The sequence below is a fragment of the Aeromicrobium tamlense genome, from assembly GCF_013408555.1.
Lineage (GTDB): Bacteria > Actinomycetota > Actinomycetes > Propionibacteriales > Nocardioidaceae > Aeromicrobium > Aeromicrobium tamlense.
Genome location: NZ_JACBZN010000001.1, coordinates 1902253 through 1926664 on the forward strand (window position 1 = coordinate 1902253; position 24412 = coordinate 1926664).

20 protein-coding genes and 3 rRNA genes are annotated in these 24412 nt (G+C 68.6%); 4 read left to right on the forward strand and 19 right to left on the reverse strand.

All coding sequences use genetic code 11. The annotated features are described in order from the left end of the window. Positions 1-171 precede the first annotated feature (171 nt). The 13 genes from BJ975_RS09440 to tyrS all read right to left on the reverse strand — a co-directional run bounded on the left by BJ975_RS09440 (position 172) and on the right by tyrS (position 15438). Positions 172-1038 (reverse strand): copper transporter, encoded by an 867-nt coding sequence (locus BJ975_RS09440; RefSeq protein WP_179425231.1) that lies wholly within the window; start codon positions 1036-1038, stop codon positions 172-174. Next, complete coding sequence (steA, locus tag BJ975_RS09445; protein ID WP_179425233.1) at positions 1035-2201, reverse strand: putative cytokinetic ring protein SteA; 1167 nt, start codon at positions 2199-2201, stop codon at positions 1035-1037. The genes BJ975_RS09440 and steA overlap by 4 nt, the downstream gene beginning before the upstream one ends. Before the next feature lie 78 nt (positions 2202-2279). After that, positions 2280-3944, reverse strand: a complete 1665-nt coding sequence (gene recN, locus BJ975_RS09450) for a DNA repair protein RecN (protein WP_179425235.1) — start codon at positions 3942-3944, stop codon at positions 2280-2282. Beyond that, positions 3944-4864 (reverse strand): NAD kinase, encoded by a 921-nt coding sequence (locus BJ975_RS09455; protein ID WP_179425237.1) that lies wholly within the window; start codon positions 4862-4864, stop codon positions 3944-3946. Before BJ975_RS09455 ends, recN begins: the two co-directional genes overlap by 1 nt. After that, positions 4861-5697, reverse strand: a complete 837-nt coding sequence (locus tag BJ975_RS09460) for a TlyA family RNA methyltransferase (RefSeq protein ID WP_179425240.1) — start codon at positions 5695-5697, stop codon at positions 4861-4863. Before BJ975_RS09460 ends, BJ975_RS09455 begins: the two co-directional genes overlap by 4 nt. Before the next feature lie 4 nt (positions 5698-5701). Further along, a complete protein-coding gene (locus tag BJ975_RS09465; protein WP_179425242.1) occupies positions 5702-5881 on the reverse strand; it encodes a hypothetical protein in 180 nt (59 codons plus the stop codon). Further along, positions 5878-6873, reverse strand: a complete 996-nt coding sequence (locus tag BJ975_RS09470; RefSeq protein WP_179425250.1) for an HAD-IIA family hydrolase — start codon at positions 6871-6873, stop codon at positions 5878-5880. The genes BJ975_RS09465 and BJ975_RS09470 overlap by 4 nt, the downstream gene beginning before the upstream one ends. After that, the gene (locus BJ975_RS09475) at positions 6870-7217 is read right to left on the reverse strand and encodes a single-stranded DNA-binding protein (protein WP_179425252.1); all 348 of its coding nucleotides are present in this window, start codon (positions 7215-7217) and stop codon (positions 6870-6872) included. Before BJ975_RS09475 ends, BJ975_RS09470 begins: the two co-directional genes overlap by 4 nt. Before the next feature lie 94 nt (positions 7218-7311). Beyond that, a complete protein-coding gene (locus BJ975_RS09480) occupies positions 7312-8307 on the reverse strand; it encodes a tetratricopeptide repeat protein (RefSeq protein WP_179423993.1) in 996 nt (331 codons plus the stop codon). 181 nt (positions 8308-8488) lie between these two features. Then, positions 8489-8605, reverse strand: a 5S ribosomal RNA gene (gene rrf, locus BJ975_RS09485). A gap of 103 nt (positions 8606-8708) precedes the next feature. After that, a 23S ribosomal RNA gene (locus BJ975_RS09490) occupies positions 8709-11815 on the reverse strand. Between the two features lie 349 nt (positions 11816-12164). Next, a 16S ribosomal RNA gene (locus BJ975_RS09495) occupies positions 12165-13683 on the reverse strand. Together the 16S, 23S and 5S rRNA genes form the textbook arrangement of a ribosomal RNA operon. A gap of 498 nt (positions 13684-14181) precedes the next feature. Next, positions 14182-15438 carry a tyrosine--tRNA ligase gene (gene tyrS / locus BJ975_RS09500; protein ID WP_179425254.1) on the reverse strand — a complete coding sequence of 419 codons (1257 nt, stop codon included), beginning with the start codon at positions 15436-15438 and terminating at the stop codon, positions 14182-14184. 50 nt (positions 15439-15488) lie between these two features. Here tyrS and BJ975_RS09505 point away from each other — a divergent pair, with 50 nt between their 5' ends. After that, positions 15489-16709, forward strand: coding sequence for a hypothetical protein (locus BJ975_RS09505; RefSeq protein WP_179425256.1), 1221 nt, complete (start codon positions 15489-15491; stop codon positions 16707-16709). Here the strand turns inward: BJ975_RS09505 and BJ975_RS09510 are convergent. Continuing rightward, positions 16699-17079: a universal stress protein gene (locus tag BJ975_RS09510; protein ID WP_179425258.1), complete on the reverse strand. Its 381-nt coding sequence runs from the start codon at positions 17077-17079 to the stop codon at positions 16699-16701. The genes BJ975_RS09505 and BJ975_RS09510 overlap by 11 nt on opposite strands. A gap of 64 nt (positions 17080-17143) precedes the next feature. Here BJ975_RS09510 and BJ975_RS09515 point away from each other — a divergent pair, with 64 nt between their 5' ends. The 3 genes from BJ975_RS09515 to BJ975_RS09525 all read left to right on the forward strand — a co-directional run bounded on the left by BJ975_RS09515 (position 17144) and on the right by BJ975_RS09525 (position 20294). Beyond that, positions 17144-17803: a DsbA family oxidoreductase gene (locus BJ975_RS09515; protein WP_269306371.1), complete on the forward strand. Its 660-nt coding sequence runs from the start codon at positions 17144-17146 to the stop codon at positions 17801-17803. A 125-nt stretch (positions 17804-17928) separates the two neighbouring features. After that, a complete protein-coding gene (locus tag BJ975_RS09520; RefSeq protein ID WP_179425262.1) occupies positions 17929-19035 on the forward strand; it encodes an acyltransferase in 1107 nt (368 codons plus the stop codon). Positions 19036-19103: 68 nt separating this feature from the next. Next, entirely contained in the window at positions 19104-20294 is a 1191-nt protein-coding gene (locus BJ975_RS09525; protein ID WP_179425264.1) for an SGNH/GDSL hydrolase family protein, read from the forward strand. A gap of 13 nt (positions 20295-20307) precedes the next feature. Here BJ975_RS09525 and BJ975_RS09530 read toward each other — a convergent pair whose 3' ends face one another. The 5 genes from BJ975_RS09530 to BJ975_RS09550 all read right to left on the reverse strand — a co-directional run bounded on the left by BJ975_RS09530 (position 20308) and on the right by BJ975_RS09550 (position 24400). Continuing rightward, positions 20308-20856, reverse strand: coding sequence for a DNA-3-methyladenine glycosylase (locus BJ975_RS09530; RefSeq protein WP_179425266.1), 549 nt, complete (start codon positions 20854-20856; stop codon positions 20308-20310). An 80-nt stretch (positions 20857-20936) separates the two neighbouring features. Next, positions 20937-21344 carry a universal stress protein gene (locus BJ975_RS09535; RefSeq protein ID WP_179425268.1) on the reverse strand — a complete coding sequence of 136 codons (408 nt, stop codon included), beginning with the start codon at positions 21342-21344 and terminating at the stop codon, positions 20937-20939. A gap of 13 nt (positions 21345-21357) precedes the next feature. Further along, positions 21358-22887: a tripartite tricarboxylate transporter permease gene (locus BJ975_RS09540; protein WP_179425270.1), complete on the reverse strand. Its 1530-nt coding sequence runs from the start codon at positions 22885-22887 to the stop codon at positions 21358-21360. After that, positions 22887-23396, reverse strand: a complete 510-nt coding sequence (locus tag BJ975_RS09545) for a tripartite tricarboxylate transporter TctB family protein (protein ID WP_179425272.1) — start codon at positions 23394-23396, stop codon at positions 22887-22889. Before BJ975_RS09545 ends, BJ975_RS09540 begins: the two co-directional genes overlap by 1 nt. Further along, entirely contained in the window at positions 23393-24400 is a 1008-nt protein-coding gene (locus tag BJ975_RS09550; protein WP_179425274.1) for a Bug family tripartite tricarboxylate transporter substrate binding protein, read from the reverse strand. Before BJ975_RS09550 ends, BJ975_RS09545 begins: the two co-directional genes overlap by 4 nt. Positions 24401-24412: the final 12 nt, after the last annotated feature.

The window sequence follows — 24412 nt, forward strand, 5'->3', positions numbered from 1 at the left end:
TCCGGTTCGGATGCGGAACCGGGCGGTGCCTGCGGCAACGTCCGGGGGTGGAGGAACCGCCTCGGGGGCTGGGTTCGACTCTGGGTTCCACGGAACTCCAGCCTACCATCGCCGACCGAGGCCCGGGACCATCCGCGCCGAACGCCACGGTCCCGAGCCCCTGATCCTGCCTCAGTTCGGAACGGGCCCGTCGGCCGCCCGTGACGTGCCCCACGCACCCGACTGGCCGGCGGCCTCGCGCACGAGTCCGAGCACCGAGGCGACGCGGCCGGTGCCCGTGTCGGTGACGTCGATCGTCGAGACGTTGGCAGCGGCGTCGCTGCCGCGGACGGCGTTCACGACGCCGTTCTCGCCCGAGGAGACCGGCCCGACGACCGCCACGCCCTGGCTGCCGGCGTCGAGGCCGGCGACCATGCTGGACACGACCGTGCCCTCTCCCCCGGACGACGATCCGGCGGGTCCGGACACCACGAGCGCCAGCTGGGCCGAGACCTCGGGGTCCTGCTCGACGGCGAGCAGGTCGCCCTCGGTGAACGCCGAGCGGATCGTGCGGGCGGTCTCGTCCAGGGAGCCGTCGCCCTTCGTCAGGTAGCCGCGTGCGATCGCCGCGCCGACCTTGCCGTAGTCGGTCGCCTCGGAGGCCGCGTCCGGGTCGGACTGGGCCGCGACGCCCTCGGCGAACTGGCGGTTGGCCGGCGACAGCAGCTTGCTGGTGAGCTCGACCTGGCCCGTCACCCGGGCGCCCGCGGTGGTGAGGTTCTCGATGAGCGAGTCGATCTCGTTGTCGCGCGCGCCGGGCGTGGTGAGCAGCAGCACCGTGCGGTTCTTGAGCTTGTCGCGCAGCTGGCCCGGAGCCGTCATCGACGCGTAGCCCGCGTCGAAGCCGGCCAGCGCAGGGCTGATCTCGGCGGTGTCGGACGAGGTCGTCGTCGTGGCGGCGTCGCTCTCGTCGAGCAGCCCCGCCCCGACCGCGATGCCGGCGGCGAGCGCGAGCAGCACGGCCGCGAGGGAGATGACGTGGTAGCGCAGGTTGATCACGAGACGAGTCCTTCGGTCCAGGAGGAGACACGGTCGGTCACGGGCGAGAGCCACTCATGACCGAGAGGGGTGGTGGCCACGGCCGCCACGACGGCGATGACGCCGGCCAGCAGGAGCAGCAGCGGGACGAACCAGCTCAGCCGCTGGCGCGCGAACCACGCCACGGACTGGGCGTCGACGACGCGCGAGCCGGCGCGGAGCCGGGCGATGAACGTGCCGGCCGCGTCGGCGGTGTCGCCGTCGACGATGTCGACGAGGCGCGAGGGCCCGCCGACCTGCACGATGACTGCGGCCTCGTTCTGGTCGGCGAGCAGCAGGGCGAGGTTCTCGGGCGTCCCCGCCGCGGTGAAGACCACCGGCTGACGGCCGTGGGCCTCGAACTGCTCGGGACGGTCGAGTCGGCCCGAGGCCGACACGATGACGACCTCGCCCGAGCGCTCGATCATGCGGCCGGAGAGCTCGTCACCGCGCCCGACCAGCAGGTGCGGCCGCAGGCCCGCATCGATGAGCAGCCCGGCGCCGTCGCCGACGCCGATCAGCACGGGGTCGTGGTCGCGGACGAACGAGCGGATCGACTTGAGGTCCTTCGCCGCGTCGGGACCGTCGGTGACGACGACCACGGGGCGACCCTTGATCGGGGTGGAGACCTCGGGGATGCCGGCACCCTCGAGGAGCATCGCGCGGTCGCGGCGCAGCGTGTCGGCCGCGTTGGTGACGATCGAGTCGAGCTGGCTGGACAGCCCCGAGGACGCCTCGTCCAGCTGGTCGCGGACCCGCGACTCGGTCATCTCGACGCCGGTGGCCACGGTGGTCTCACCGAGGTGGACGGCGCCTTCGTCCACACGCACGACGTCGCCGCTGCGGAGCGTCTGCCAGACGACCTCCCCCACGCGGTCGACGAGCGGGATGCCCGCGGCGGCCAGCACCTGCGGGCCGAGGTTCGGGTAGCGACCCGACGAGGACGAGGACACGTTGAGGACGGCGGCGACGCCGCGCTCGACCAGCGACTGGGCCGTGTCGGCGCCGAGGTCGGCCACGTCGATGACGACGACGTCTCCCGAGCGCACCGAGGACAGGTCGGCGGCATTGCGGCACAGCCGCGCCGGGCCGACCACGCCGGGACCGTCGGGAAGGGCGCGCTTGCTGCGCTTCAAGATGGGCATGATGCCCTCCATGGAACCCGCGTTCCATGAGAGTTCACACCCGACACGCCGATCCGGGCCTCGAAAGTGACGTGACCCTCAGGCAGTGCGGGCGAGCTCGAGCAGCTCCCGGGCGTGCTCCTGCGCCGCGGCCGAGTCGTCCAGCCCGGCAAGCATCCGCGCCAGCTCGTCGACCCGGGAGTCGTGCTCCAGGCGCAGCACGCTGCTGCTGGTGACCGTGCCGTCGTCGGACTTGCTCACCACGAAGTGGGAGTCGGCGAAGGCGGCCACCTGCGGCAGGTGGGTCACCGCGATGACCTGGGCGTGCTGCGCGAGGCGGGCGAGGCGGCGGCCGACCTCGACGGCCGTGCGGCCGCCGATGCCGGCGTCCACCTCGTCGAACACGAGCGTGGGCACCGGGTCGCGACCCGCGAGCACGACCTCGATCGCGAGCATGAGGCGCGACAGCTCGCCGCCGCTCGCGGCGCGGGCGAGGGGGCGCGGCTCGGCGCCGCTGTTGGCCGCGAACCAGATCTCGACGTCGTCCGCACCGTGCGGTCCGGGTTCGCCTGGCAGGACGCGGACCTCGAGTCGCGCCGATGGCAGGGCGAGGTCGGCGAGCTCGCGGCCGACCTCCTCCGCCAGCTGCTCGGCAGCGCGGGTGCGGGCCTGCGTGAGCCGGCCGGCGAGCTCCACCACCCGATCGCGCGCGGCGTCGGCCTCGGTCTCGAGTCGTTCGATCGCGGTGTCGTCGAGGTCGAGCTCGAGCACCTCGGCGCGGGCCCGGTCCGCCCAGGCGATGACGTCGTCGAGGCCCGGACCGTACCGACGCTGCAACGCGGTGAGCGCCGCGCGTCGCTCCTGCACGGTGGCCAGGCCGGCGGGGTCGAGGTCCACGTCGGCGGCGTAGGCAGCCAGCTCGGACGCGATGTCGGTGAGGTCGATCGCGGCGCGGCGCAGCCGCTCGGCAAGCGCCTCGAGCCGAGGGTCGTTCCCGGCGACGGGGTCGACGACGGACTTCGCGGCGGCGAGCGCGGCAGCGGCGGAGTGCTCGTCCTCGGACAGGGCGACGGACGCACCGGCAGCGGCCGCCGCGAGCGCCTCGGCGTGCGCGAGCCGGTTCTCGCGCTGCACGAGCTCCTCGTCCTCGCCGGGCTGCGGGTCGACCGCGTCGATCTCGTCGAGGCCGTGGCGCAGCAGGTCGAGGCGCTGCAGGCGCTCCCCCGCGTGCGTTCGCAGGTCGTGCAGGCGCGCCTTCAGCTCGCGGAGGCGCTCGTAGTCGGGCTGGTACAGCGCGAGCAAGTCGGACACCTCGGACCCGGCGTACCGGTCGAGGGCGCCGCGCTGCTCCTGTGGCCGCACGAGTCGCTGCTGGTCGGACTGACCGTGCACCGCGACGAGCGAGTCCGCGAGCCGCGACAGGAGTCCGGCCGGCACGGTCGACCCGCCCGCGAGGGCGCGGCTGCGGCCCTGGCTCGTAAGCACGCGGGCCAGCACGAGGTCGTCGTCGACCTGGCCCCCGGCCTCCTCGACGAGCGCGGCGACCTCGGGCGTCGCGACGACGGAGGCCTCGATGCGGGCGCGGTCGGCTCCACGACGGACGAGAGCGGAGTCGGCACGCTCGCCACGCAGCAGCCCGAGCGCCGTCACGACCATCGTCTTGCCGGCGCCGGTCTCACCCGTGATCACGGTGAAGCCGGGGCCCAGGTCGAGCTCGGCCTCCTCGATGACGCCCAGGGACGCCAGCCGCAGCGACTGCCACATCAGCGCTCTCCCGCGGCTCGTCGGGAGGCCTCGGAGGACCCGCGCCACCCCGAGACCGGGAGCTCGAACTTGCGCACGAGGCGGTCGGCGAACGAGGCCGGGTGCACGCGCGCGAGCCGCACCGTCTCGACGCCGCGGCGGACCTCGACGCGCGCGCCGATCGGCAGGTCGGACGCGCGACGGCCGTCGCACCAGAGCACGCCGGTGGCGGACTGTCCCACGACCTCGACCGCGAGGGTGGACTCCGGCGACACGACCATGGGCCGCGCGAAGAGGGCGTGCGCGCTGATCGGGACCATGAGCAGCGCCGACACCTCGGGCCACACCACGGGACCGCCGGCGCTGAAGTTGTAGGCGGTCGAGCCGGTCGGAGTCGCGCAGACGACACCGTCGCAGCCCATCCGTGAGACGGGACGCCCGTCGATCTCGACGACGACCTCGAGCATGCGCTCGCGGGACGCCTTCTCGACCGAGGCCTCGTTGAGAGCCCAGTTGGTGGCGACCACCTCTCCGTCCTGCAGGACCAGGACGTCGACGGTGAGGCGCTCCTCCACGGTGAGGTCGCCGGCGATGACACGCTGGGCGACCTCGGCGAGGTCCTCCTCGTCCGCCTCGGCGAGGAACCCGACGTGACCCAGGTTGACGCCCAGCAGCGGGGTGCCGGTGCCGCGGCACAGCTCGGCCGCGCGCAGGATCGTGCCGTCACCGCCGAACACCACGGTCAGCTCGCAGTCCTGGGCGGCACCGGACGCGGCGGGAACGACCGCCAGGTCGACCGCGCCGGCCGCCTCGAGGGCCTCGGCCTCGCCCTCGAGGGCGCGGACCTGGAGACCGGCCTCCTGGAGGGAGGCGGCGAAGTCGGCCGCGATCTTCGGGGCCCCGTTCCGCTGGGTGTGGACCGCGAGCAGCACGCTCCTCATGATCCGCTTCCTTCCTTCGGGTGCCGGGCCGCGAGAGGCCCGGCCGCGACGGCTGCGCGCGCCATCTCCTCGTCCGGCGCCGGGGCGTCGGTCCTCAGCCAACAAAAGTACTCGACATTCCCGGCGGGGCCCGGCAACGGACTCGGTGCGAGCGCGCGGGTCCCCCAGCCGTTGGCCCAGGCCGTGGTCGTCACGCCGTGGACGGCGCTCGCATGCAGCTCGGGGTCGCGGACGACGCCGTTCTTGCCGAGGTTCTCGCGCCCGACCTCGAACTGCGGCTTGACCATGAGGACCATGTCCCCCTCGGCCCGGCAGACCGAGGCCAGCGCCGGGATCACGAGCGTGAGCGAGATGAAGGACAGGTCGGAGACGACGAGGTCCACCGGCCCGCCGATGAGCTCGGCATCGATCGAGCGGATGTTCGTGCGGTCGAAGACGTGAACCCGCGGGTCGGACTGCAGCGACCACACCAGCTGGCCGTAGCCGACGTCGACGGCGACGACCTCGGCGACGTCGCGCCTCAGCAGGACGTCGGTGAATCCCCCGGTCGACGCACCGGCGTCGAGAGCGCGGCGGCCGCCGACGCTCAGACCCTGGGGCTCGAAGACCTCCAGCGCGCCGAGCAGCTTGTGGGCACCGCGCGATGCCCAGCCCGGGTCGTCACCCTCACGCACGACGATCGCCTGGTCGGTGGTCACCTGCGTGGCCGGCTTGCTGGCGGCGTTCCCGCCCACCAGCACGCGGCCCTGCTCGATGAGCGACGCCGCCTGGTCGCGCGATCGCGCCAGTCCGCGCCGGACGAGCTCGGCGTCGAGCCGCACCCGGCGGCTCACCGGCTCACCCGCGGGTCCCCGACGAGCCGGCCAGCTGGTCGCGCAGGACGCGGTGCACGGCCTCGAACACCGGCGGGTGCTGGGCCACCTCGAGGTCGCCGAGCGTGTCCAGCATCGCGACGGCCTCGTCGATCGCGGGGCCGACGCCCTCCACGGATCCGTCGCCGGTGGGTTCGGTCGTCATGCGTCGATCCTCTCATCGACGGTCACGTCGAGCCCCGATTCGTCGCGGCACGCCCAGCCGAGTCCGACGATCGCGCGGAGCGTCTCCGTCTCGGCCCCTTCCCGGGCCACGCGGATCGCGCCGTCGTGGATCTCGGCGACGGCCTCGCCGCAACGGGCGGCCCCACGCTCGACGGCGACGGCCGGGTGCGGCTGGTGGAGCGACGCGAGGCCGGCCCCGACGAGGTCAGGGCGCTCCTGCGGGTCGGCGTTCACGACGTCGACCAGCGTGTTGACTCCGGTGAGGACGAACAGCGAGGCGATGCCCGCCTGCCTGGCGCCGCGGATGTCGGTGTCGAGGCGGTCGCCCACCATCAGCGGGGACGAGGGCGCGATGCGCTCCATCGTCTCCTCGAACAGCGGCGCGTACGGCTTGCCGGCCACGACGGGCTCACGACCCGTGGCGAGTCGGACGGCGTGGACGAGGGCGCCGTTGCCCGGCGCGATGCCCTCGGCGGTCGGGATCGTCAGGTCGGTGTTGCTGGCGTACCAGGGCGCTCCGGCCTGCACGGCGTAGGCCGCCTCGGCGAGATCGCGCCAGCCGAGGTCGGGCATGTAGCCCTGGACCACCGCGGCCAGTCCCGGGGCGTGGCGATCGTCGACGGGTTCCAGGCCGCGGGCACGCAGCGCGCTGCGCAACCCCTCTCCCCCGATCACCAGCACCGGGGAGCCCGGCGGGACGTCGTGCGCGATGACGCCGGCGATCGCCTGGGCCGAGGTGACGATGTCCTCGACCGCAGGATGCAGGCCCAGCTCGCGCAGGTGCTCGGCGACCGCCTCGGGTGGCCGGTTCGCGTTGTTGGTCAGGTAGGCCAGGCGCACGTCACGCGCCTGGTTCAGTGCCTCCACGGCGCCGGGGACGGCATGCCCGCCGCGGTAGACGACACCGTCGAGGTCCAGCAGTACCGCGTCGTGGGAGGCGACGAGCGGGCGGTCGGTCGCGGCCAGCGTCATGCCGTCGAGGCTACCGGGGGCTCGGGCAACCGGGTCAGCGACCCGAGGTCGACGTACACCCGGCTCGATACGCCTCCGGACCGGCTGGAGAACAGGCGTCGGAGCTCGCCCTCGACCTCGATCCGGTCCCCAGGCTTCAGCTTCAGCGCCTTGGTGCGCAGCCGCGACGTCCACGCCGAGCAGTCGAAGGTGTCGACGAGCTGACGCGAGCGACGCTTGGCCGCCGCGCTGCGCTCGACGATGAGGCGGAACGAGACGAGCTCGTCCCCGCTGGGCAGGGTCCGCGGCTCGGCGGCGTCAGCCACCCGCCCGCGGAGCAGGACCTGGTTGTCGGTGTCGTTCATGACGCCCAGCCTCGCGTGGCGACGGGGAACGACGACAGGGCCCACGCACTGCCTGTGGACGGCGTGCGTGGGCCCTGCGACGTCTGTGGACGGGTTAGTTTTCGAGTTGTTTGAGGCGGTCGTGGACGTCGGTGGTGTGGTGGGTGTCGGTGCCGGCGGTGCGGTGGAACCAGGTGATGGCGTCTTGGGTGTTGCCGGTGGCGAGGAGGGTGTCGGCGTAGGCGTATCGGAGGCGGGTGACCCAGTCGGAGCGGTTGGTGGTGTGGAGGGGTTCGGTTTCGAGGATGTGGAGGGCGGCGTCGAGGTGTCCGAGGTCGCGGCGGGCGCCGGCGATGACGATGGACAGTTCGGTGTTGCCGGGTTCGTCGAGGTGGGCGCGTGTGGTGGGGTTGTCGTATTCGAGGGCTTTTTCGGGGCGGCCGAGGGCGCGTTCGGCGTCGGCCATCATGGGGGCGTAGATGTGGCGGCCGGTCATGCGGCGGGCGGCGCGGAATTCGGCGAGGGCTTCGGCCCAGTTGCCCAGGGCGTAGGCGGTTTCGCCGGTGGCTTCGCGGACGAGGCCGACGCGCATGGCGCGGGCGCGGGCGGCGAGGGCGTGCTTGTGGGCGGTCTCGGGGTCGGTGTGCAGGAGGGTGCCGGCCATGACGAGGTGGCGGGCGACCTTGTCGGCGAGCTTGTCGGGCAGGCCGGAGAGCTCTTGGCGGGCGTGCTTGTCCAGGTCCTTGGCGGAGACGTCGTCGGGGATGGGGGGTCCGTCGTAGATCTTCTGCTCGGCGGTGCGCTCGGGGGCGCTGGGGCGGCCGCCGGACCGCGGGGCGCCCGAGCGCGAGCCGGGGCCGGAGCGCTGGCCGGGGCCGGAGCGCTGGCCGGGGCCGGAGCGCTGGCCGCCGGGGCCGGAGCGCTGGCCGCCGCCGGAGCGGGAGCCGCTGGTGGGCTTGCCGTCGCGGGAGGTGGGCTTGCCGTCGCGGGAGGTGGGCTTGCCGCTGTTGCGGCTGCTGCTGGTGGGCTTGCCGCGGGTGTTGCCGGGCTTGTTGCTGGGCTTGCCGCCGCGGTTGTTGCCGCCGTTGCGGGGGTTTCGGTCCTGGGCCATGGTGCGGGTTCCTCTCGGGTGCCTGGCCTGGCGCCCGGCTGGGTGGGTGTTCGTGTGCCCCTCCACTGTGGCGGGGTCGGGGCCCGTGCGCCAGCAGGACCACCCGCTCGTTGGGGGTGGTCGGGGGGTGAAATGCAGCAAGGCCGCTCCCTGTTGGGAGCGGCCTCGCGCATCAATGGTTGTCCGGCGACGTCCTACTCTCCCACACCGTCTCCAGTGCAGTACCATCGGCGCTGAAGGGCTTGACTTCCGGGTTCGGAATGTAGCCGGGTATTTCCCCTTCGCCATGGTCGCCGAAACTCTATAGAGATATCAACAAACCTTGGAGAACACTCTCGTGTTCTTCGTGGTTCCCGATCATATCTCGGGAACCTCACAGTGGACGCGTGGCGGTCTTTGTAAGAAACAAGCCCTCGGCCTATTAGTACCGGTCAGCTCCATGCATTGCTGCACTTCTACTTCCGGCCTATCAACCCAGTGGTCTGCTGGGGGCCTTACCTCCTCGAGGGAGTGGGAAACCTCATCTTGAAACATGCTTCCCGCTTAGATGCTTTCAGCGGTTATCACTTCCGAACGTAGCCAACCAGCCGTGCTCTTGGCAGAACAACTGGCACACCAGAGGTTCGTCCACCCCGGTCCTCTCGTACTAGGGGCAGCCTTTCTCAAGTTTCCTACGCGCGCGGCGGATAGGGACCGAACTGTCTCACGACGTTCTAAACCCAGCTCGCGTGCCGCTTTAATGGGCGAACAGCCCAACCCTTGGGACCTGCTACGGCCCCAGGATGCGACGAGCCGACATCGAGGTGCCAAACCATCCCGTCGATATGGACTCTTGGGGAAGATCAGCCTGTTATCCCCGGGGTACCTTTTATCCGTTGAGCGACGCCGCTTCCACATGCCAGCGCCGGATCACTAGTTCCGACTTTCGTCCCTGCTCGAGCTGTCACTCTCACAGTCAAGCTCCCTTGTGCACTTACACTCGAAACCTGATTGCCAACCAGGCTGAGGGAACCTTTGAGCGCCTCCGTTACATTTTAGGAGGCAACCGCCCCAGTTAAACTACCCATCAGGCACTGTCCCTGATCCGGATAACGGACCTAGGTTAGATATCTAGTACGACCAGAGTGGTATTTCAACGATGACTCCACTCGAACTGGCGTCCGAGCTTCACAGTCTCCCACCTATCCTACACAAGTCGAACCAAACACCAATACCAAACTATAGTAAAGGTCCCGGGGTCTTTCCGTCCTGCCGCGCGTAACGAGCATCTTTACTCGTAGTGCAATTTCGCCGAGTTCATGGTTGAGACAGCGCCCAAGTCGTTACTCCATTCGTGCAGGTCGGAACTTACCCGACAAGGAATTTCGCTACCTTAGGATGGTTATAGTTACCACCGCCGTTTACTGGGGCTTAAGTTCTGTGCTTCGCTTGCGCTAACACGTCCCCTTAACCTTCCAGCACCGGGCAGGAGTCAGTCCATATACGGCGTCTTTCGACTTAGCATGGACCTGTGTTTTTAGTAAACAGTCGCTTGGGCCTGGTCTCTGCGGCCTTCAACGCTTCTCGGAGCAAGTCCGATGACGCATCCGGCCCCCCTTCTCCCGAAGTTACGGGGGCATTTTGCCGAGTTCCTTAACCATGATTCTCTCGATCACCTTAGTATTCTCTACTTGACCACCTGAGTCGGTTTGGGGTACGGGCGGCTCTGAATCTCGCTAGATGCTTTTCTCGGCAGCATAGGATCACTCACACTCCACTACGTGGGTGGCATCGGCTCTCAGGCATATGAGTGACGGATTTGCCTATCACTCGCCCTACGACCTTACCCGTGGACTACCATCGCCACGGTTGAGCTACCTTCCTGCGTCACACCATTGCTTGCCTACTACCAGATCGGGTCATGCGCTCTGCCGCACCGTGGTCTCCGAAGAGACGGTAGGTACGGTTTCGGGCACTTAGCATCACTGGATTCAGCATGGGCGATTCAACGCCGGTACGGGAATATCAACCCGTTGTCCATCGACTACGCCTGTCGGCCTCGCCTTAGGTCCCGACTTACCCAGGGAAGATTAGCTTGACCCTGGAACCCTTGGTCATTCGGTGGAAGAGTTTCTCACTCTTCATTCGCTACTCATGCCTGCATTCTCACTCGTGTCGCATCCACGGCTGGGTTACCCCGCCGCTTCGCTCGCGACACGACGCTCCCCTACCGATCCACACGGCTGGACCACGAAGGCCTACCTCATGTGTGAATCCCATAGCTTCGGTGGATTGCTTGAGCCCCGCTAAATTGTCGGCGCGGAATTACTTGACCAGTGAGCTATTACGCACTCTTTCAAGGGTGGCTGCTTCTAAGCCAACCTCCTGGTTGTCTCTGCGACTCCACATCCTTTTCCACTTAGCAATCGCTTTGGGACCTTAGCTGATGGTCTGGGCTGTTTCCCTCTCGACTACGGAGCTTATCCCCCGCAGTCTCACTGCTGCGCTCTCACTTACCGGCATTCGGAGTTTGGTTGAGTTCAGTAAGCTTGTAGGCCCCCTAGCCCATCCAGTGCTCTACCTCCGGCAAGAAACACGCAACGCTGCACCTAAATGCATTTCGGGGAGAACCAGCTATCACGGAGTTTGATTGGCCTTTCACCCCTATCCACAGCTCATCCCCCCAGTTTTTAACCTAGGTGGGTTCGGTCCTCCACGCGGTCTTACCCGCGCTTCAACCTGGCCATGGATAGATCACTCCGCTTCGGGTCTAGATCGTGCAACTCAAGCGCCCTATTCGGACTCGCTTTCGCTACGGCTACGGCACTCGCCTTAACCTTGCTACACAACGCTAACTCGCAGGCTCATTCTTCAAAAGGCACGCTGTCACAGTTCACAAGGAACCGCTCCAACGGATTGTATGCACACGGTTTCAGGTACTATTTCACTCCCCTCCCGGGGTACTTTTCACCTTTCCCTCACGGTACTAGTCCGCTATCGGTCATCGAGGAGTATTTAGGCTTAGCGGGTGGTCCCGCCAGATTCACACCGAATTTCAGGGGTTCGGTGTTACTCGGGATGACGCACAAGAGCCATGAGCTTACGGTTACGGGGATCTCACCCTCTGTGTCGCGACTTTCCAGTCAGCTTCACCTTCACTCATGGTTTATGACTCTTCGACTGTCCGGCAGAACAGTCAGTGCGGTCCCACAACCCCCTGGATGCAACGCCCGCCGGCTATCACACACCCAAGGTTTGGCCTCTTCCGGTTTCGCTCGCCACTACTACCGGAATCACTGTTGTTTTCTCTTCCTGTGGGTACTGAGATGTTTCACTTCCCCACGTTCCCTCCAAACGCCCTATGTGTTCAGGCGCAGGTACTCAGACTTTCCTCTGAGTGGGTTTCCCCATTCGGACATCCCCGGATCACAGCTCGGTTGTCAACTCCCCGGGGCTTTTCGCAGACTCCAACGTCCTTCATCGGCTCTCGATGCCAAGGCATCCACCATGTGCACTTAGTAGCTTGTTGTTACTACAAAGATGCTCGCGTCCACTGTGAAGTTCTCAAAATACGATCGGTCCCGTACCCGGTTCCCCGCCTGCCCCACCCCACAGGGTCGGATGGTTCGAGGAGATGTACGGTCCGAGAGATCCAGCAAGAGATGCTGATCCCTCAGGACCCAACAGTGTGCCTGAGCTGCCACCCACCACCAGGACCGAGGTTCCACGCCCACCCCAAAAGGTGAGCAGTACTGACGGCCCGAGACGGGCAGCAAGTCAAATAATCGACGATCCACTAGTGAGCTGGACCCGCGTCAGACATTCGCTGACGAACGGTGTCCGCCTGGACCAGACAAAGCTGGCCAGATGCTCCTTAGAAAGGAGGTGATCCAGCCGCACCTTCCGGTACGGCTACCTTGTTACGACTTCGTCCCAATCGCCAGCCCCACCTTCGACGGCTCCCTCCACAAGGGTTGGGCCACCGGCTTCGGGTGTTGCCGACTTTCATGACGTGACGGGCGGTGTGTACAAGGCCCGGGAACGTATTCACCGCAGCGTTGCTGATCTGCGATTACTAGCGACTCCGACTTCATGGGGTCGAGTTGCAGACCCCAATCCGAACTGAGACCGGCTTTTTGGGATTCGCTCCACCTCGCGGTTTCGCAGCCCTTTGTACCGGCCATTGTAGCATGCTTGAAGCCCTGGACATAAGGGGCATGAAGACTTGACGTCATCCCCACCTTCCTCCGAGTTGACCCCGGCAGTCTCCTATGAGTCCCCACCATGACGTGCTGGCAACATAGGACGAGGGTTGCGCTCGTTGCGGGACTTAACCCAACATCTCACGACACGAGCTGACGACAGCCATGCACCACCTGTATACCGACCACAAGGGGGCGCCTATCTCTAGGCGTTTCCGGCATATGTCAAACCCAGGTAAGGTTCTTCGCGTTGCATCGAATTAATCAGCATGCTCCGCCGCTTGTGCGGGCCCCCGTCAATTCCTTTGAGTTTTAGCCTTGCGGCCGTACTCCCCAGGCGGGGCGCTTAATGCGTTAGCTGCGGCACGGAGACCGTGGAAGGTCCCCACACCTAGCGCCCAACGTTTACGGCATGGACTACCAGGGTATCTAATCCTGTTCGCTCCCCATGCTTTCGCTCCTCAGCGTCAGGTAATGCCCAGAGAACCGCCTTCGCCACCGGTGTTCCTCCTGATATCTGCGCATTCCACCGCTACACCAGGAATTCCGTTCTCCCCTGCATACCTCTAGTTTGCCCGTATCGTAAGCACGCTCAGGGTTGAGCCCTGAGTTTTCACTCCCGACGCGACAAACCGCCTACGAGCCCTTTACGCCCAATAATTCCGGACAACGCTCGGACCCTACGTATTACCGCGGCTGCTGGCACGTAGTTGGCCGGTCCTTCTTCTGCAGGTACCGTCACTTTCGCTTCGTCCCTGCTGAAAGAGGTTTACAACCCGAAGGCCGTCATCCCTCACGCGGCGTTGCTGGATCAGGCTTTCGCCCATTGTCCAATATTCCCCACTGCTGCCTCCCGTAGGAGTCTGGGCCGTGTCTCAGTCCCAGTGTGGCCGGTCACCCTCTCAGGCCGGCTACCCGTCGTCGCCTTGGTGAGCCGTTACCTCACCAACAAGCTGATAGGCCGCGAGTCCATCCCACTCCGCCGGAGCTTTCCACCACCAGAAGATGCCTTCGATGGTCATATTCGGCATTAGCCAGCGTTTCCACTGGTTATTCCGAAGAATGGGGCAGGTTACTCACGTGTTACTCACCCGTTCGCCGCTCGTGTACCCCCGAAGGGGCCTTACCGCTCGACTTGCATGTGTTAAGCACGCCGCCAGCGTTCGTCCTGAGCCAGGATCAAACTCTCCGTTGAAAAAATCCCACAACCTCCGAAGAGATCACGGTCAACAACTAGACAGTTCAACACTGACAAGATCTGACTGCTGGACAGTCATTAATTGTCGGAATTGTCCCTGCAACCCTGCGCGAAACCAACCGAAGCCGGAATCCTTCAGAGTCGCCGGGGTACTGATAAAAAATTCGTCGACTTTTGACACACTGTTGAGTTCTCAAGGATCAGACGCACACCCACAACCACACCGTCACCGGCACAACCACAGGGGCTCATCCACATTACATCGCTGTTTTCCACCAGGTCAAACCCAGCTCGGTCACGATGCCAGCGCAACGTTTTCCCGCGGCCAGTTTCCGGCTCCCCACAGGGCTCCTGGCGTTAACCGCTTCGGTCTGCGCTTCCCGTTCCCCCGCCGTGCGGAGCAACAAGAAGAACATTACACACACGTTTCCCGTGGGCGCAAACCGGGGGGTGCGTGTGCCGGGTCACACCTGCAATTCCAGTCGTTTCGGGCGGTCACACGACCTGGACCCCCGAAACCGACCGCTTGCCCTTGCGCAGCACCACCCACGACCCGTGGAGCAGGTGCTCGGCCCCCAGCTCCAACTCGGGGTCGTCGACCCGCTGGTTGTTCACGTAGGCGCCACCGTCGCCGATCGCGCGACGAGCCGCCGACTTGGAATCGGCGAGGCCGGACGAGATCAGCGCCTCCACCAGCGGGGTGCCGGACGGGACCTCGACGGCTCCTGCCTCACGCAGCGCGGCCGCGAGCGTGGACTCGGGCAGGTCCCCCAGGTCACCCCGCCCGAAGAGCGCGCCCGAGGCCAGCTCGGCGGCTCGGGTCTCGTCCTCCCCGTGCACGAGCGTCGTGAGCTCGGCCGCGAGCCGGCGCTGCGCGGCGCGGGCACCCGGGCGCTCGGAGTGCTCCGCCATCAGCGCGTCGATCTCCTCGACGGGCAGGAACGTGAACTGCTTGAGGTACTCCCCCACCTTGGAGTCCTCGGCCTGGATCCAGGACTGGTAGAAGGCGTAGGGGCTCATCAGCTCGGGATCGAGCCAGATCGTGCCGCTCTCGGTCTTGCCGAACTTCGTGCCGTCGGCCTTGGTGATGAGCGGCGTCGACAGTGCGTGCACCTTGGCGCCCTCGGCACGGCGGATCAGCTCGACGCCACCGGTGAGGTTGCCCCACTGGTCGCTGCCGCCCGTCTGCAGCACCGCGCCGTGGCGGCGGAACAGCTCGAGGTAGTCCATCGACTGCAGCAGCACGTAGCTGAACTCGGTGTAGCTGATGCCCGACTCGAGCCTGCTGGCGACGACGTCGCGGGCCAGCATCCGGTTCACCGGGAAGTGCTTGCCGATGTCGCGCAGGAAGTCGAGCACGGACATCGGCTGCGTCCAGTCGAGGTTGTTGACCACCGTGGCGCCGTTGTCCCCGCCGAACTCGACGAAGCGCGAGACCTGTCCACGGATCCGCTCGACCCAGTCGGCGACCGTCTCCTTGGAGTTCATGATCCGCTCCCCCGACTCCTTCGGGTCGCCGATGAGGCCCGTGGAGCCGCCGACGAGGATCAGCGGCCGGTTGCCCGCGAGCTGGAGGCGACGCGCGGTCAGGAGCTGGAGCAGGTTGCCGACGTGGAGACTCGGCGCGGTCGGGTCGAAGCCCACGTAGTAGGTGATCGGGCCCGCGTCGATCTCGGCCCGGAGGGCGTCGAGGTCGGTGGAGTGCGCGATGAGGCCGCGCGCCTGCAGGTCGTCGATCACGTGTGTAGTCACGCGTTCAAGGCTATCGGCGCGGAACGCCGGGGCCTCACTAGGCTTCGGGCGTGAACACCCCTGCCGAGACGCACGAGGTCGGCATCGTGGCCTTCCGCGCGGACGGCTCGACCATCGACGCGCGCGACCTCCTGGACTACCTGGACTCCGTGCGCATCGCAGGCGGCGTGATCGACGGGGCCCGTCTAGGCCAGCCGGAGGTGCACACGGTTCGCCTGGCGCTCGACGCGGACGAGCTCGTCCTGCGCAGCGACGACCTGCCGCCGAGCCTGCCCTGGCAGGGACTGGTCCGCTCACTGGTGCACCGGTTCGACACCGTAGCGCTGGTGGACGACGGCGTGGTGGATCGCGACGGCCGGCACCACACGGGTGGCGACCTTCCGGAGGAGCTCGATGAGCTCATGGATACCGTGTGGGAGGCCGAGACCCACTCCCTGCCGCTCACGCTGGTCCACGTCGTCCGCACCGACCCGGACCTCGGCGGGGAGGCCCAGTCGATCGCCAATCGCGGCAACGCGACCGTGGAGGTCGCCGAGGTCGACGGGTTCACGCTGATCCACGACACGCTCAGCACGGATCCCGGGGTCGTCGTGGACGTGACGCTGCGGTCGCAGCTGCCTGCCGTGTCCTTCAGCCGGGAGGGAGACGGCCGTGGCGCGATCATCCGTGTCCGGCACGGCGGTCGCACCGTCGTGTGTCACGTGGACCGGGGCGTCCCTCCTGAGCTGACCACGGGGCTCCACGATCCCGAGACGCGCGCCCTGCTGCGGGGTGAGGTGACCCTGTGGTTCCCCTCGCGGCGACGCCGATTCGACGACGCGCTCGTGGCGCGCCTCAAGGCCGCCGGGACGGGCGAGAAGTCCTTCGCGGCCGACGTCGCCGACGCCGTCGGCGTCCCGCTCTCCGCGGCGCTGTGGCTGGAGGAGGACGCTCCACCCCCGGCCGTCACGGTCGTCGGGCCCCTCTCGAAGCGCGAGATGCTGGCGCGCGGGCTGCGAGGCGCCGCGGGCGACCTGCGCACCGAGCTCTCGCGGGAGGAGATCACGAAGGGGCCGCTCGGCGGCCTTCGCCGGTTCCTGATCGAGCACCCCGGCGCGTGCTTCGTCTACGGCCTGACCGAGCTCGCGCTGGCGGTCGTGTTCCTCACCGTCGCCGCGGACTGGGGCCTGTGGGCGCCGATCCGCTGGGTCGTGGCCATCTACTTCGCCGTCGACGGGCTGTTCAGCCTCGGGGTGGCCGCCGTGACGTGGCGGGGTCGCGTCAGGGCTTGACGGCGATGACGGGCATCGGGGCGTCGAGCAGGATCATCTGGGTGACGCGGCCCATGAGCATCTTGCCGACGGGCGTGCGCTTGCGGATGCCGATGACGAGGCGCTCGGCGCCGGCGTCGACGGCCTCGTCGATCACGACGTCCGAGACCGAGAGCGAGGCCGCGCGGCGGACCTCGTAGTCGATGCCCTCGAGGTCGAACCGCTCGGTGAACTCCGAGAGGTCGATCTCCTCGGGCTCGTCGAACTCGGGGTCGATCTCGCTGACCGTGATGATGACGAGCTTCTCGTCGTTGGCCTCGGCCTTGGCTGCGGCCCAGCGGACCGCGGCGCGCCCGTAGTCGTCGGGTCGGTAGGCGACGGCGATGGTCATGGTCCGAGCGTATCGCGCACCCGCGTCGGGAATGCCGCGACGGCTCCCCGGCGTTGGGACCGACGTGAACGACAACGCTGCACGTCCCGTCAAGGTCGACATCTGGTCCGACATCGCCTGCCCCTGGTGCTTCATCGGCAAGCGCCGCTTCGAGTCCGCCCTGCAGGACTTCGACGGCGAGGTCGAGGTCGAGTTCCACAGCTTCGAGCTGGCCCCGGACACGCCGGTCGACTTCGAGGGCAGCGAGGTCGACTTCCTCGCGCACCACAAGGGCATGGACGCCGGCCAGGTCGAGCAGATGCTGACGCAGATGACCGCGCTGGCCGCCGACGAGGGCCTGTCGTACGACTTCGAGGCGCTGCGCCACACCAAGACGCTGCTCGCGCACCAGGCGCTGCACTTCGCCAAGGAGCACGGCAAGCAGATCGAGCTCAAGGAGCGTCTGCTGTCGGCGTACTTCGAGCAGGGTCGTCACGTCGGCCGCGTGGATGAGCTCGTCGCGCTGGGCGCCGAGGTGGGACTGGACGCCGACGCGCTGCGTGAGGCCCTCGAGTCGGGTCGTCACGCCGACGACGTCGAGGCCGACATCGCCCAGGCGCGTGCCTACGGCATCTCGGGCGTCCCCTTCTTCGTGTTCGACGGCCGCCTCGGCGTGTCGGGCGCGCAGGCCCCCGAGACGTTCCGCCAGGTCCTCGACCGGGCCGTCGCGGAGGCCTCGGCGTGACCGGACCGTTCGAGATCGTGGGCGACGACGACGCGCCCGTGTGCGTCGACGGCGTCTGCGAGATCCCGCAGGCGAGCGACGGGGCACCCGAGGAGCAGGCGGAGCCCGGCCTCTAAGGTGCCGCCATGAGCACCACGGCCACGAGAGTCGCGCGCCGGCACGAGCTGGACCACCTGCGGGTGCTGGCGACCTTCGCGGTCATCCTGCTGCACACCGGGGCGATCGTCGTGGTGGTGTGGCGCGACTCGGCGCCCGAGCTGGTCTCGGCCTTCAACGTCGGCAACCTGGCCGACTCGCTGGGGCGCTTCGCGGTCAACTGCTTCTTCATGACGTCGGGGGCGCTGCTGCTCGACCCCGTCCGCCGCTTCGTGCTGCGGCCGCAGTTCCTGCGCGTCGCGCTCCCGACGCTGACGTGGATCGTGATCTACGGCCTCGCGAACGCGCTGCTGCGCGAGGACGGCGCGCGCGGCGTCAACGGCACCCTCACCGACCCCGGGGAGCTGGGACTGACCGGTCTCGTGCGGGCGCTCCTGGGCGGCCCGGCCGCGTACCACCTGTGGTTCGTCTACGTCCTGCTCGGGATCTACCTCACGGTGCCGCTGCTGCGGGCCCTGACGGACCGTCCCGAGCCCCAGCGCCGCCAGCTGCTGACGTGGTTCCTCGTGCTGTGGCTGATCGCCGACCTGCTGCCGCGGTGGGGCGCCTGGTTCCTCGGCGACCGCTTCCCCGCGCTCTACCCGTCACCGTTCGCGGCCCTGCCCACGGGCTACGTCGGCCTGTTCGTCCTCGGCTTCGTGATCAGCCACTACCGCGACCGGCTGCGGGTGCCGTACCTCGCGTGGCTCGCACTCGCGGTGGCCGGCCTCGGGTGGACCTTCGTCGCCGTGTGGCAGGCGGCCAGCCACGGCGATCCCGACGTGTTCGCCGCCTACGACAACCTCAAGCCGCCGGTGCTGATGTACTCGATGGGCGTCTTCGCGCTCTTCGCGACGCGCAGCTGGGGACCCGGACCCGCGTGGCCGGCCGTCCGCCGGCTCTCCGAGCTGAGCTTCCGGATCTACCTCGTGCACGCCCTCGTGCTGCACACGCTGCGGATGACGACCGACCTCGGTCCCCTCGTCGAGGAGCGCCCGATCGTGGGACTCCCGGTCATCTACGTGGCCACCGTCGTGATCTCGGTGGGCGTCTCCTGGGCGCTCGACCTCGTGAAGCCGTTGCGCCGCTGGATCTGACGGAAGTCGGTGGTAGCGTCGCGGACGTCGCGTGACCCAGGTCACATCCAGTCCTCGAGGAGTCCCCCGTGAAGTCCTTCCGTCGCTCGTCGGCCGTCGCCGCCTCCCTCGCCCTCCTGGCCGGCCTGGCCACGGCACTGCCCGCCTCGGCCGGCGAGCGGTCCCATCCGTGGCACCACCCGACCTCCGGCGAGAAGTACGTCGCGATGGGCGACTCGTTCGTCGCCGGCCCGGGCATTCCCGAGCAGGTGCCGGGCGGCTGCGCCCGCAGCGACCACAACTTCCCCAGTCTCGTCGCCGCCGAGATCGGCGCGAAGAGCTTCACCGACGTGAGCTGCAGCTCGGCCACGACGGCGCACTACTGGAACCCGCAGACGACGCCCGCAGGCGACGTGCCGCCGCAGCTCGACGCGCTCACCCGCGACACCACGCTCGTGACGATCGGCACGATGGGCGGCAACGACGTGGGCCTGGTCGGACTGGCCCAGACGTGCCTGATCCAGGGCTGCAGCACCCTGCCCACGCAGCCGTACCACGACGCGATCGACGGCCTCGCCGACATCTATCGGCGCGTCATCGCCGACGTCCGCAAGCGCTCGCCGAAGGCCCAGATCGTCGCCGTCGGCTATGGCACCTACGTGCCGACCGAGACGTGCCCCGCGCTCTTCCGCGCGACCAACGCCGACCTCGCGTACCTCCAGTCGATGATCGACCGACTCAGCGACACGATCGGCCGCGTGGCGAAGGAGGAGCGCGTCGCGTTCGTCGACATGCGCGACATCGAGGGCTGGCAGGAGCACTCGGCCTGCGCCGCCCCGGCCGACCAGTGGATCCGTGGCCTCGAGGCCTACGGCGACGGCGCTCCGCTGCACCCGTCGACCGCCGGCATGGCCCAGATGGCCGACCAGGCCCTCGAGACGATCGAGCCGCTCGTGGCGGGTCGTCACGACTCGCGGCGCCGCCTCGGTCGCGCGGCCGGCACCCTGCGGCTGCACGCCGTCTGTCAGGGACCGGCGCGCAAGGCGCGGGTGACCCTGCGGGTGACCGGCGGGCAGGGCCTCGCCACGTCCACCACGTTCGGCATCGGGAGCCGCGTGGTCGGCACCGACACCCGCGCGCCCTTCGCGCTCACCCGGTCGGCGGCGTCGCTGCGCGGCCACGCCCACCGGGGCCCGGCGCGCGCCCGGGTGACCTTGCGGCACGGCAGCGTCGTCCGAACGGCCGACCTGGCCACCAGCACGCCGAAGTGCCTGCGCTGAGCTGACGAGCGGGTCAGGCCCGGGGGTGCCGGCGATAGGCCGACACCGTCGGGTCACCCGCGACCCAGAAGCGCCACGGCGCGTCGGCGTTGAGCCGGACGCCCACGCGAGGGCCAGCGACGATCTCGGGATCCTCGACCCGCTCCCCCAGTGACACCGGCTCGGGATCGAGCAGGTCGGTGCCCAGATCGGCGCTGGTGATCCCGAGCGCCTTCGTGAGGTTGCCGGGGCCGCGCGCCAGGGCGACGTCGGCCACGGGACCGCGGCGCTCGCGGGCGAGCTCGATCCCCTCAACGATCTCGGCGGCGCGGATGAGCACGGCGGCCGCCTTCTCGGTGGGTCCCGTGACGACGTTGGCCGCGTGATGGCCGTGGATCCGGTACACGTAGAGCCGCCACGCCGGTCCGTACATGATCTCCGAGCGCGGCGTGCGGACGTACGCGTGGGAGGCGGGGTCCTCGATGCCGCCGTAGGCCTCGACCTCGGTGATCCGCGCGACCACGCCGTGCCCGTGCAGCAGGCGGCCCAACAGGTCGCGGGCGCGCAGGGTGACCTCAGCCATGGGTCGTGGATCTCGCTTCCGGGACGGGAACAGGGACGGCGTCATCGTAGGCACGCCGCCGCGAGCCACCCCGAACCGGTTCAGACCGCGTCGGACTCCTCGTCCGGCTTGACCGCCAGGACGGGGCACGGCGCGTCGAGGATCACCCGCTGGGCGACGCTCCCCATCAGCGCCTTGCCCACCGGGCTGCGGTGCCGGACGCCGACCACGATGAGGCTGGCGCCCGACTCGGTCGCCGCGCGGACGACGCTCTCGGCGACGTCGCGCACGACCTCCTGGCGCACCTCGGCCTGGAGGCCGAGCGTCGCCAGCCGCACGCGCACCTGCGTGATCTCGTCCTCGTGCGCGAATCGCGTGTCCACGAGCGAGTCGCCGCGGGTGTCGTTGATCACGAGCAGGCCCTCGCTGCGCAGCGTCGCCTCGGCGGCGCCGTGGGCGAGCGCGGCTCGTCCGTACTGGTCGGGGCTGTAGGCCACCACGATCGTCATGTCGTCGTTCCTCTCAGATGTCGTCGCGGTCGGTGACCGCCGCGCGGTCGAGCATGCGGTCGATCTCGTCGGTGTCGTGCCCGCGGCGACGCCACGCCACGACCCCCATGACCACGGCGATCGCCGCCATGAGGACGTAGACCAGGACGGCCACCGGCTCGCTCCACAGGGTGCTCAGGTCACCCTGCGAGATGGCCAGGGCGGTGGTCAGCTGCTCCTCCAGGCGCGGCCCGAGGATCACACCGATGATGAGCGGCAGCACCGGGAGCCCGAAGCGCCGCATCGCGAAGCCGAGCAGGCCCAGCACCAGCAGGATGCCGAGGTCGAACGCCTGGAAGTTCACGCTGTACGCACCGAGCGCGGCGAAGAACAGGATGCCGGCGTAGAGGTACGGCCGCGGGATCTGCAGCAGCTTCGCCCAGATGGGCGCCATCGGCAGGTTCAGCACCAGCAGCAGCACGTTGGCGATGAACAAGCTGGCCAGCAGGGCCCACACGAGCTCGGGCTCGGCGTCCATCAGCTGCGGGCCGGGCTGGATGCCGTAGCTCTGGATCGCCAGCAGCATGACCGCGGCGGTCGCGGTGGTCGGCAGACCGATCGCCAGCAGCGGCACGAGCGTGCCCGCGGCCGACGCGTTGTTCGCCGCCTCCGGGCCGGCGACGCCCTCGATGGCGCCCTGGCCGAACTCCTCGGGGTGCTTCGTGAGGCGACGCTCGGTGATGTACGACAGGAACGTCGGGACCTCGGCGCCGCCGGCGGGCAGGGCGCCGAACGGGAAGCCGTACGCCGTGCCGCGCAGCCACGGCTTCCACGAGCGGCCCCAGTCGGCCCGGCTCATCCAGGGCTGCCCGACGGGGATGATCTCCAGCGGGCGGCGGCGCAGGTGGGCCGCGACCCACAGCGCTTCGCCGATGGCGAAGATCGCGACCGCGACGACCACGACGTCGATGCCGTCGGCGAGCTCGGGCCGGCCGAACGTGAGCCGGGCCTGACCCGTCTGGGAGCCGACCAGCGCGATCGTCAGGCCGAGGAAGAGCGAGGTGAAGCCGCGCAGCTTCGAGGAGCCCAGCACGGCCGTGACCGTGAAGAGCGCGAACAGCATGATCGCGAAGTACGACGGCGCACCGAGCTCGACCACGACGTCGGCGATCCTGGGCATCAGGACGACGAGCAGGATCGAGCCGATGGTGCCGGCGACGAACGAGCCGATCGCCGCGGTGGCGAGGGCCTGTGCCGCACGTCCGCGCTTGGCCATCTTGTTGCCCTCGAGCGCCGTGACGACCGATGAGGACTCTCCGGGGGTGTTCAGCAGGATCGACGTCGTCGAGCCGCCGTACATGCCGCCGTAGTAGATGCCGGCGAACATGATGAGCGCGCCCGCCGGTTCGACGTTGTAGGTGATCGGCAGCAGCAGCGCCACCGTCATCGCCGGGCCGATGCCCGGCAGCACGCCGACGGCCGTGCCCAGCAGCACGCCGATGACGGCGTACAGCAGGTTCTCGGGGGTCAGGGCGTTCGCGAAGCCCTCCAGCAGCAGCTCCATCAGAGCACTCCGTCCAGGACGCCCGCGGGGATCGGGATGCCGAGGCCGACGTAGAAGCCGTACCAGGTCAGCAGGGACAGGGCGATGCCCACGCCGACGTCGAGCAGCAGGCGCCGGCTGCCGAGGATGCGCGCCGAGGCGGCGAAGAGGAAGGCGCCCATGATCGCCCAGCCGAGCCAGTTGATCAGCGCCACGACGACGACGATCACGGCGACCAGCTGCAGCAGCGTGGTCCAGTCGAGACCGCCGGAGAGGTCGACGTCCTCGCCCTCCTCGGGCTCGGCGACGTCACCGCGCCAGGTGGCGACGGCCAGCAGGACGCCGAGGACGACGAGCACGCTGCCGATCGCGTACGAGAACGCGTACGGCTGGACGGGCTGGTCGGCGAAGCCGGCGTCGAGCCCGAGGGCGTCGACGAGGACGACGATGCCGACGACGGTGACGAAGGCCGCGAGCCCGTACTGGGCCCGGTCCACCGTGCGTGCCGGTGGGTTCGTGGTGGTGGTCATGCGAGTCCCAGCTCCTCGAGGGTCGAGGCGACGCGGTCGTTCTGCTCCTCCAGGAAGGTGCCGAAGTCGTCGCCCGTGGCGAAGTCGTCGATCCAGCCGTTGCGCTCGAGGGCCTCCTGCCACTCGGGCGTCTCGTGCATGGCGGTCAGCAGCTCGATGTACTCGGCGCGGGTCTCCTCCGAGATGCCCGGCGGTGCGAGCACTCCGCGCCAGTTGATGAAGCTGAAGTCGATGCCCTCCTCCTTGAGGGTGGGCGCGTCGACGGTCTCGAGCGGCTCCTCGCCGGAGACGGCGAGCACGCGCAGGGACCCGTCCTCGATCTGGCCCTCGAACTCGCCGAGGCCGGACATGCCGACCTCGATCTTGGAGCCGAGGAGCGCCGTCGTGAGCGGTCCGCCGCCGTCGTACGTGATGTAGTTGACGTCCTTCGCGTCGATGCCGAGCTCGTCCGCGAGCTGCATCGGGAAGAGGTGGTCGGGTCCGCCCGGCGACGAGCCGCCGCCGATCGTGACGCTGCCGGGGTCCTTCTTCCAGGCGTCGACGAAGTCCTGGACCGTGCGGAACGGCGAGTCCTTCGGCACGAGGATGCCCTCGGGCTCGGACACCAGCTGCGCGATCGGCGTGGCCTTGTCGACGGTGGCGTCGGAGCCGTTCGTGAAGACCGACCCGACGACGCCGAGACCCATGGTCATCAGCAGGTCGTCGGCGCCGCGCTCGTTCATGAGTCGCTGCATCGCGACGGTGCCGCCGGCGCCGATGACGTTGGTGACCTCGAAGCGTCCGGTGAGCTCGTTCTCCTCCATCGCCCGCACACCGGCGCGACCCGTGAGGTCGTAGCCGCCACCCGGGCTGTTCGGGATCATCATGCGCAGGCGCCGGTTGGACGCGTCCTCGTCGTCGGCTCGCGTGACCCCGCAGCCGGCGAGCATCGCCAGCACCAGCGTCGCCACGAGTCCCACGCCCAGCGCGCGGCCACGGCGGCCGCTCGTTCCCCACCTGATCATCGGTCCTCCTCG

Coding starts and splice junctions, on each gene's coding strand:
- BJ975_RS09550 (WP_179425274.1), bottom strand. CDS start 24,400: ATGATCAGGTGGGGAACGAGCGGCCGCCGTGGCCGCGCGCTGGGCGTG.
- recN (WP_179425235.1), bottom strand. CDS start 3,944: ATGTGGCAGTCGCTGCGGCTGGCGTCCCTGGGCGTCATCGAGGAGGCC.
- BJ975_RS09530 (WP_179425266.1), bottom strand. CDS start 20,856: ATGGCTGAGGTCACCCTGCGCGCCCGCGACCTGTTGGGCCGCCTGCTG.
- BJ975_RS09465 (WP_179425242.1), bottom strand. CDS start 5,881: ATGACGACCGAACCCACCGGCGACGGATCCGTGGAGGGCGTCGGCCCC.
- BJ975_RS09520 (WP_179425262.1), top strand. CDS start 17,929: ATGAGCACCACGGCCACGAGAGTCGCGCGCCGGCACGAGCTGGACCAC.
- BJ975_RS09480 (WP_179423993.1), bottom strand. CDS start 8,307: ATGGCCCAGGACCGAAACCCCCGCAACGGCGGCAACAACCGCGGCGGC.
- BJ975_RS09475 (WP_179425252.1), bottom strand. CDS start 7,217: ATGAACGACACCGACAACCAGGTCCTGCTCCGCGGGCGGGTGGCTGAC.
- BJ975_RS09455 (WP_179425237.1), bottom strand. CDS start 4,864: ATGAGGAGCGTGCTGCTCGCGGTCCACACCCAGCGGAACGGGGCCCCG.
- BJ975_RS09535 (WP_179425268.1), bottom strand. CDS start 21,344: ATGACGATCGTGGTGGCCTACAGCCCCGACCAGTACGGACGAGCCGCG.
- BJ975_RS09545 (WP_179425272.1), bottom strand. CDS start 23,396: ATGACCACCACCACGAACCCACCGGCACGCACGGTGGACCGGGCCCAG.
- BJ975_RS09510 (WP_179425258.1), bottom strand. CDS start 17,079: ATGACCATCGCCGTCGCCTACCGACCCGACGACTACGGGCGCGCCGCG.
- BJ975_RS09470 (WP_179425250.1), bottom strand. CDS start 6,873: ATGACGCTGGCCGCGACCGACCGCCCGCTCGTCGCCTCCCACGACGCG.
- steA (WP_179425233.1), bottom strand. CDS start 2,201: ATGCCCATCTTGAAGCGCAGCAAGCGCGCCCTTCCCGACGGTCCCGGC.
- BJ975_RS09540 (WP_179425270.1), bottom strand. CDS start 22,887: ATGGAGCTGCTGCTGGAGGGCTTCGCGAACGCCCTGACCCCCGAGAAC.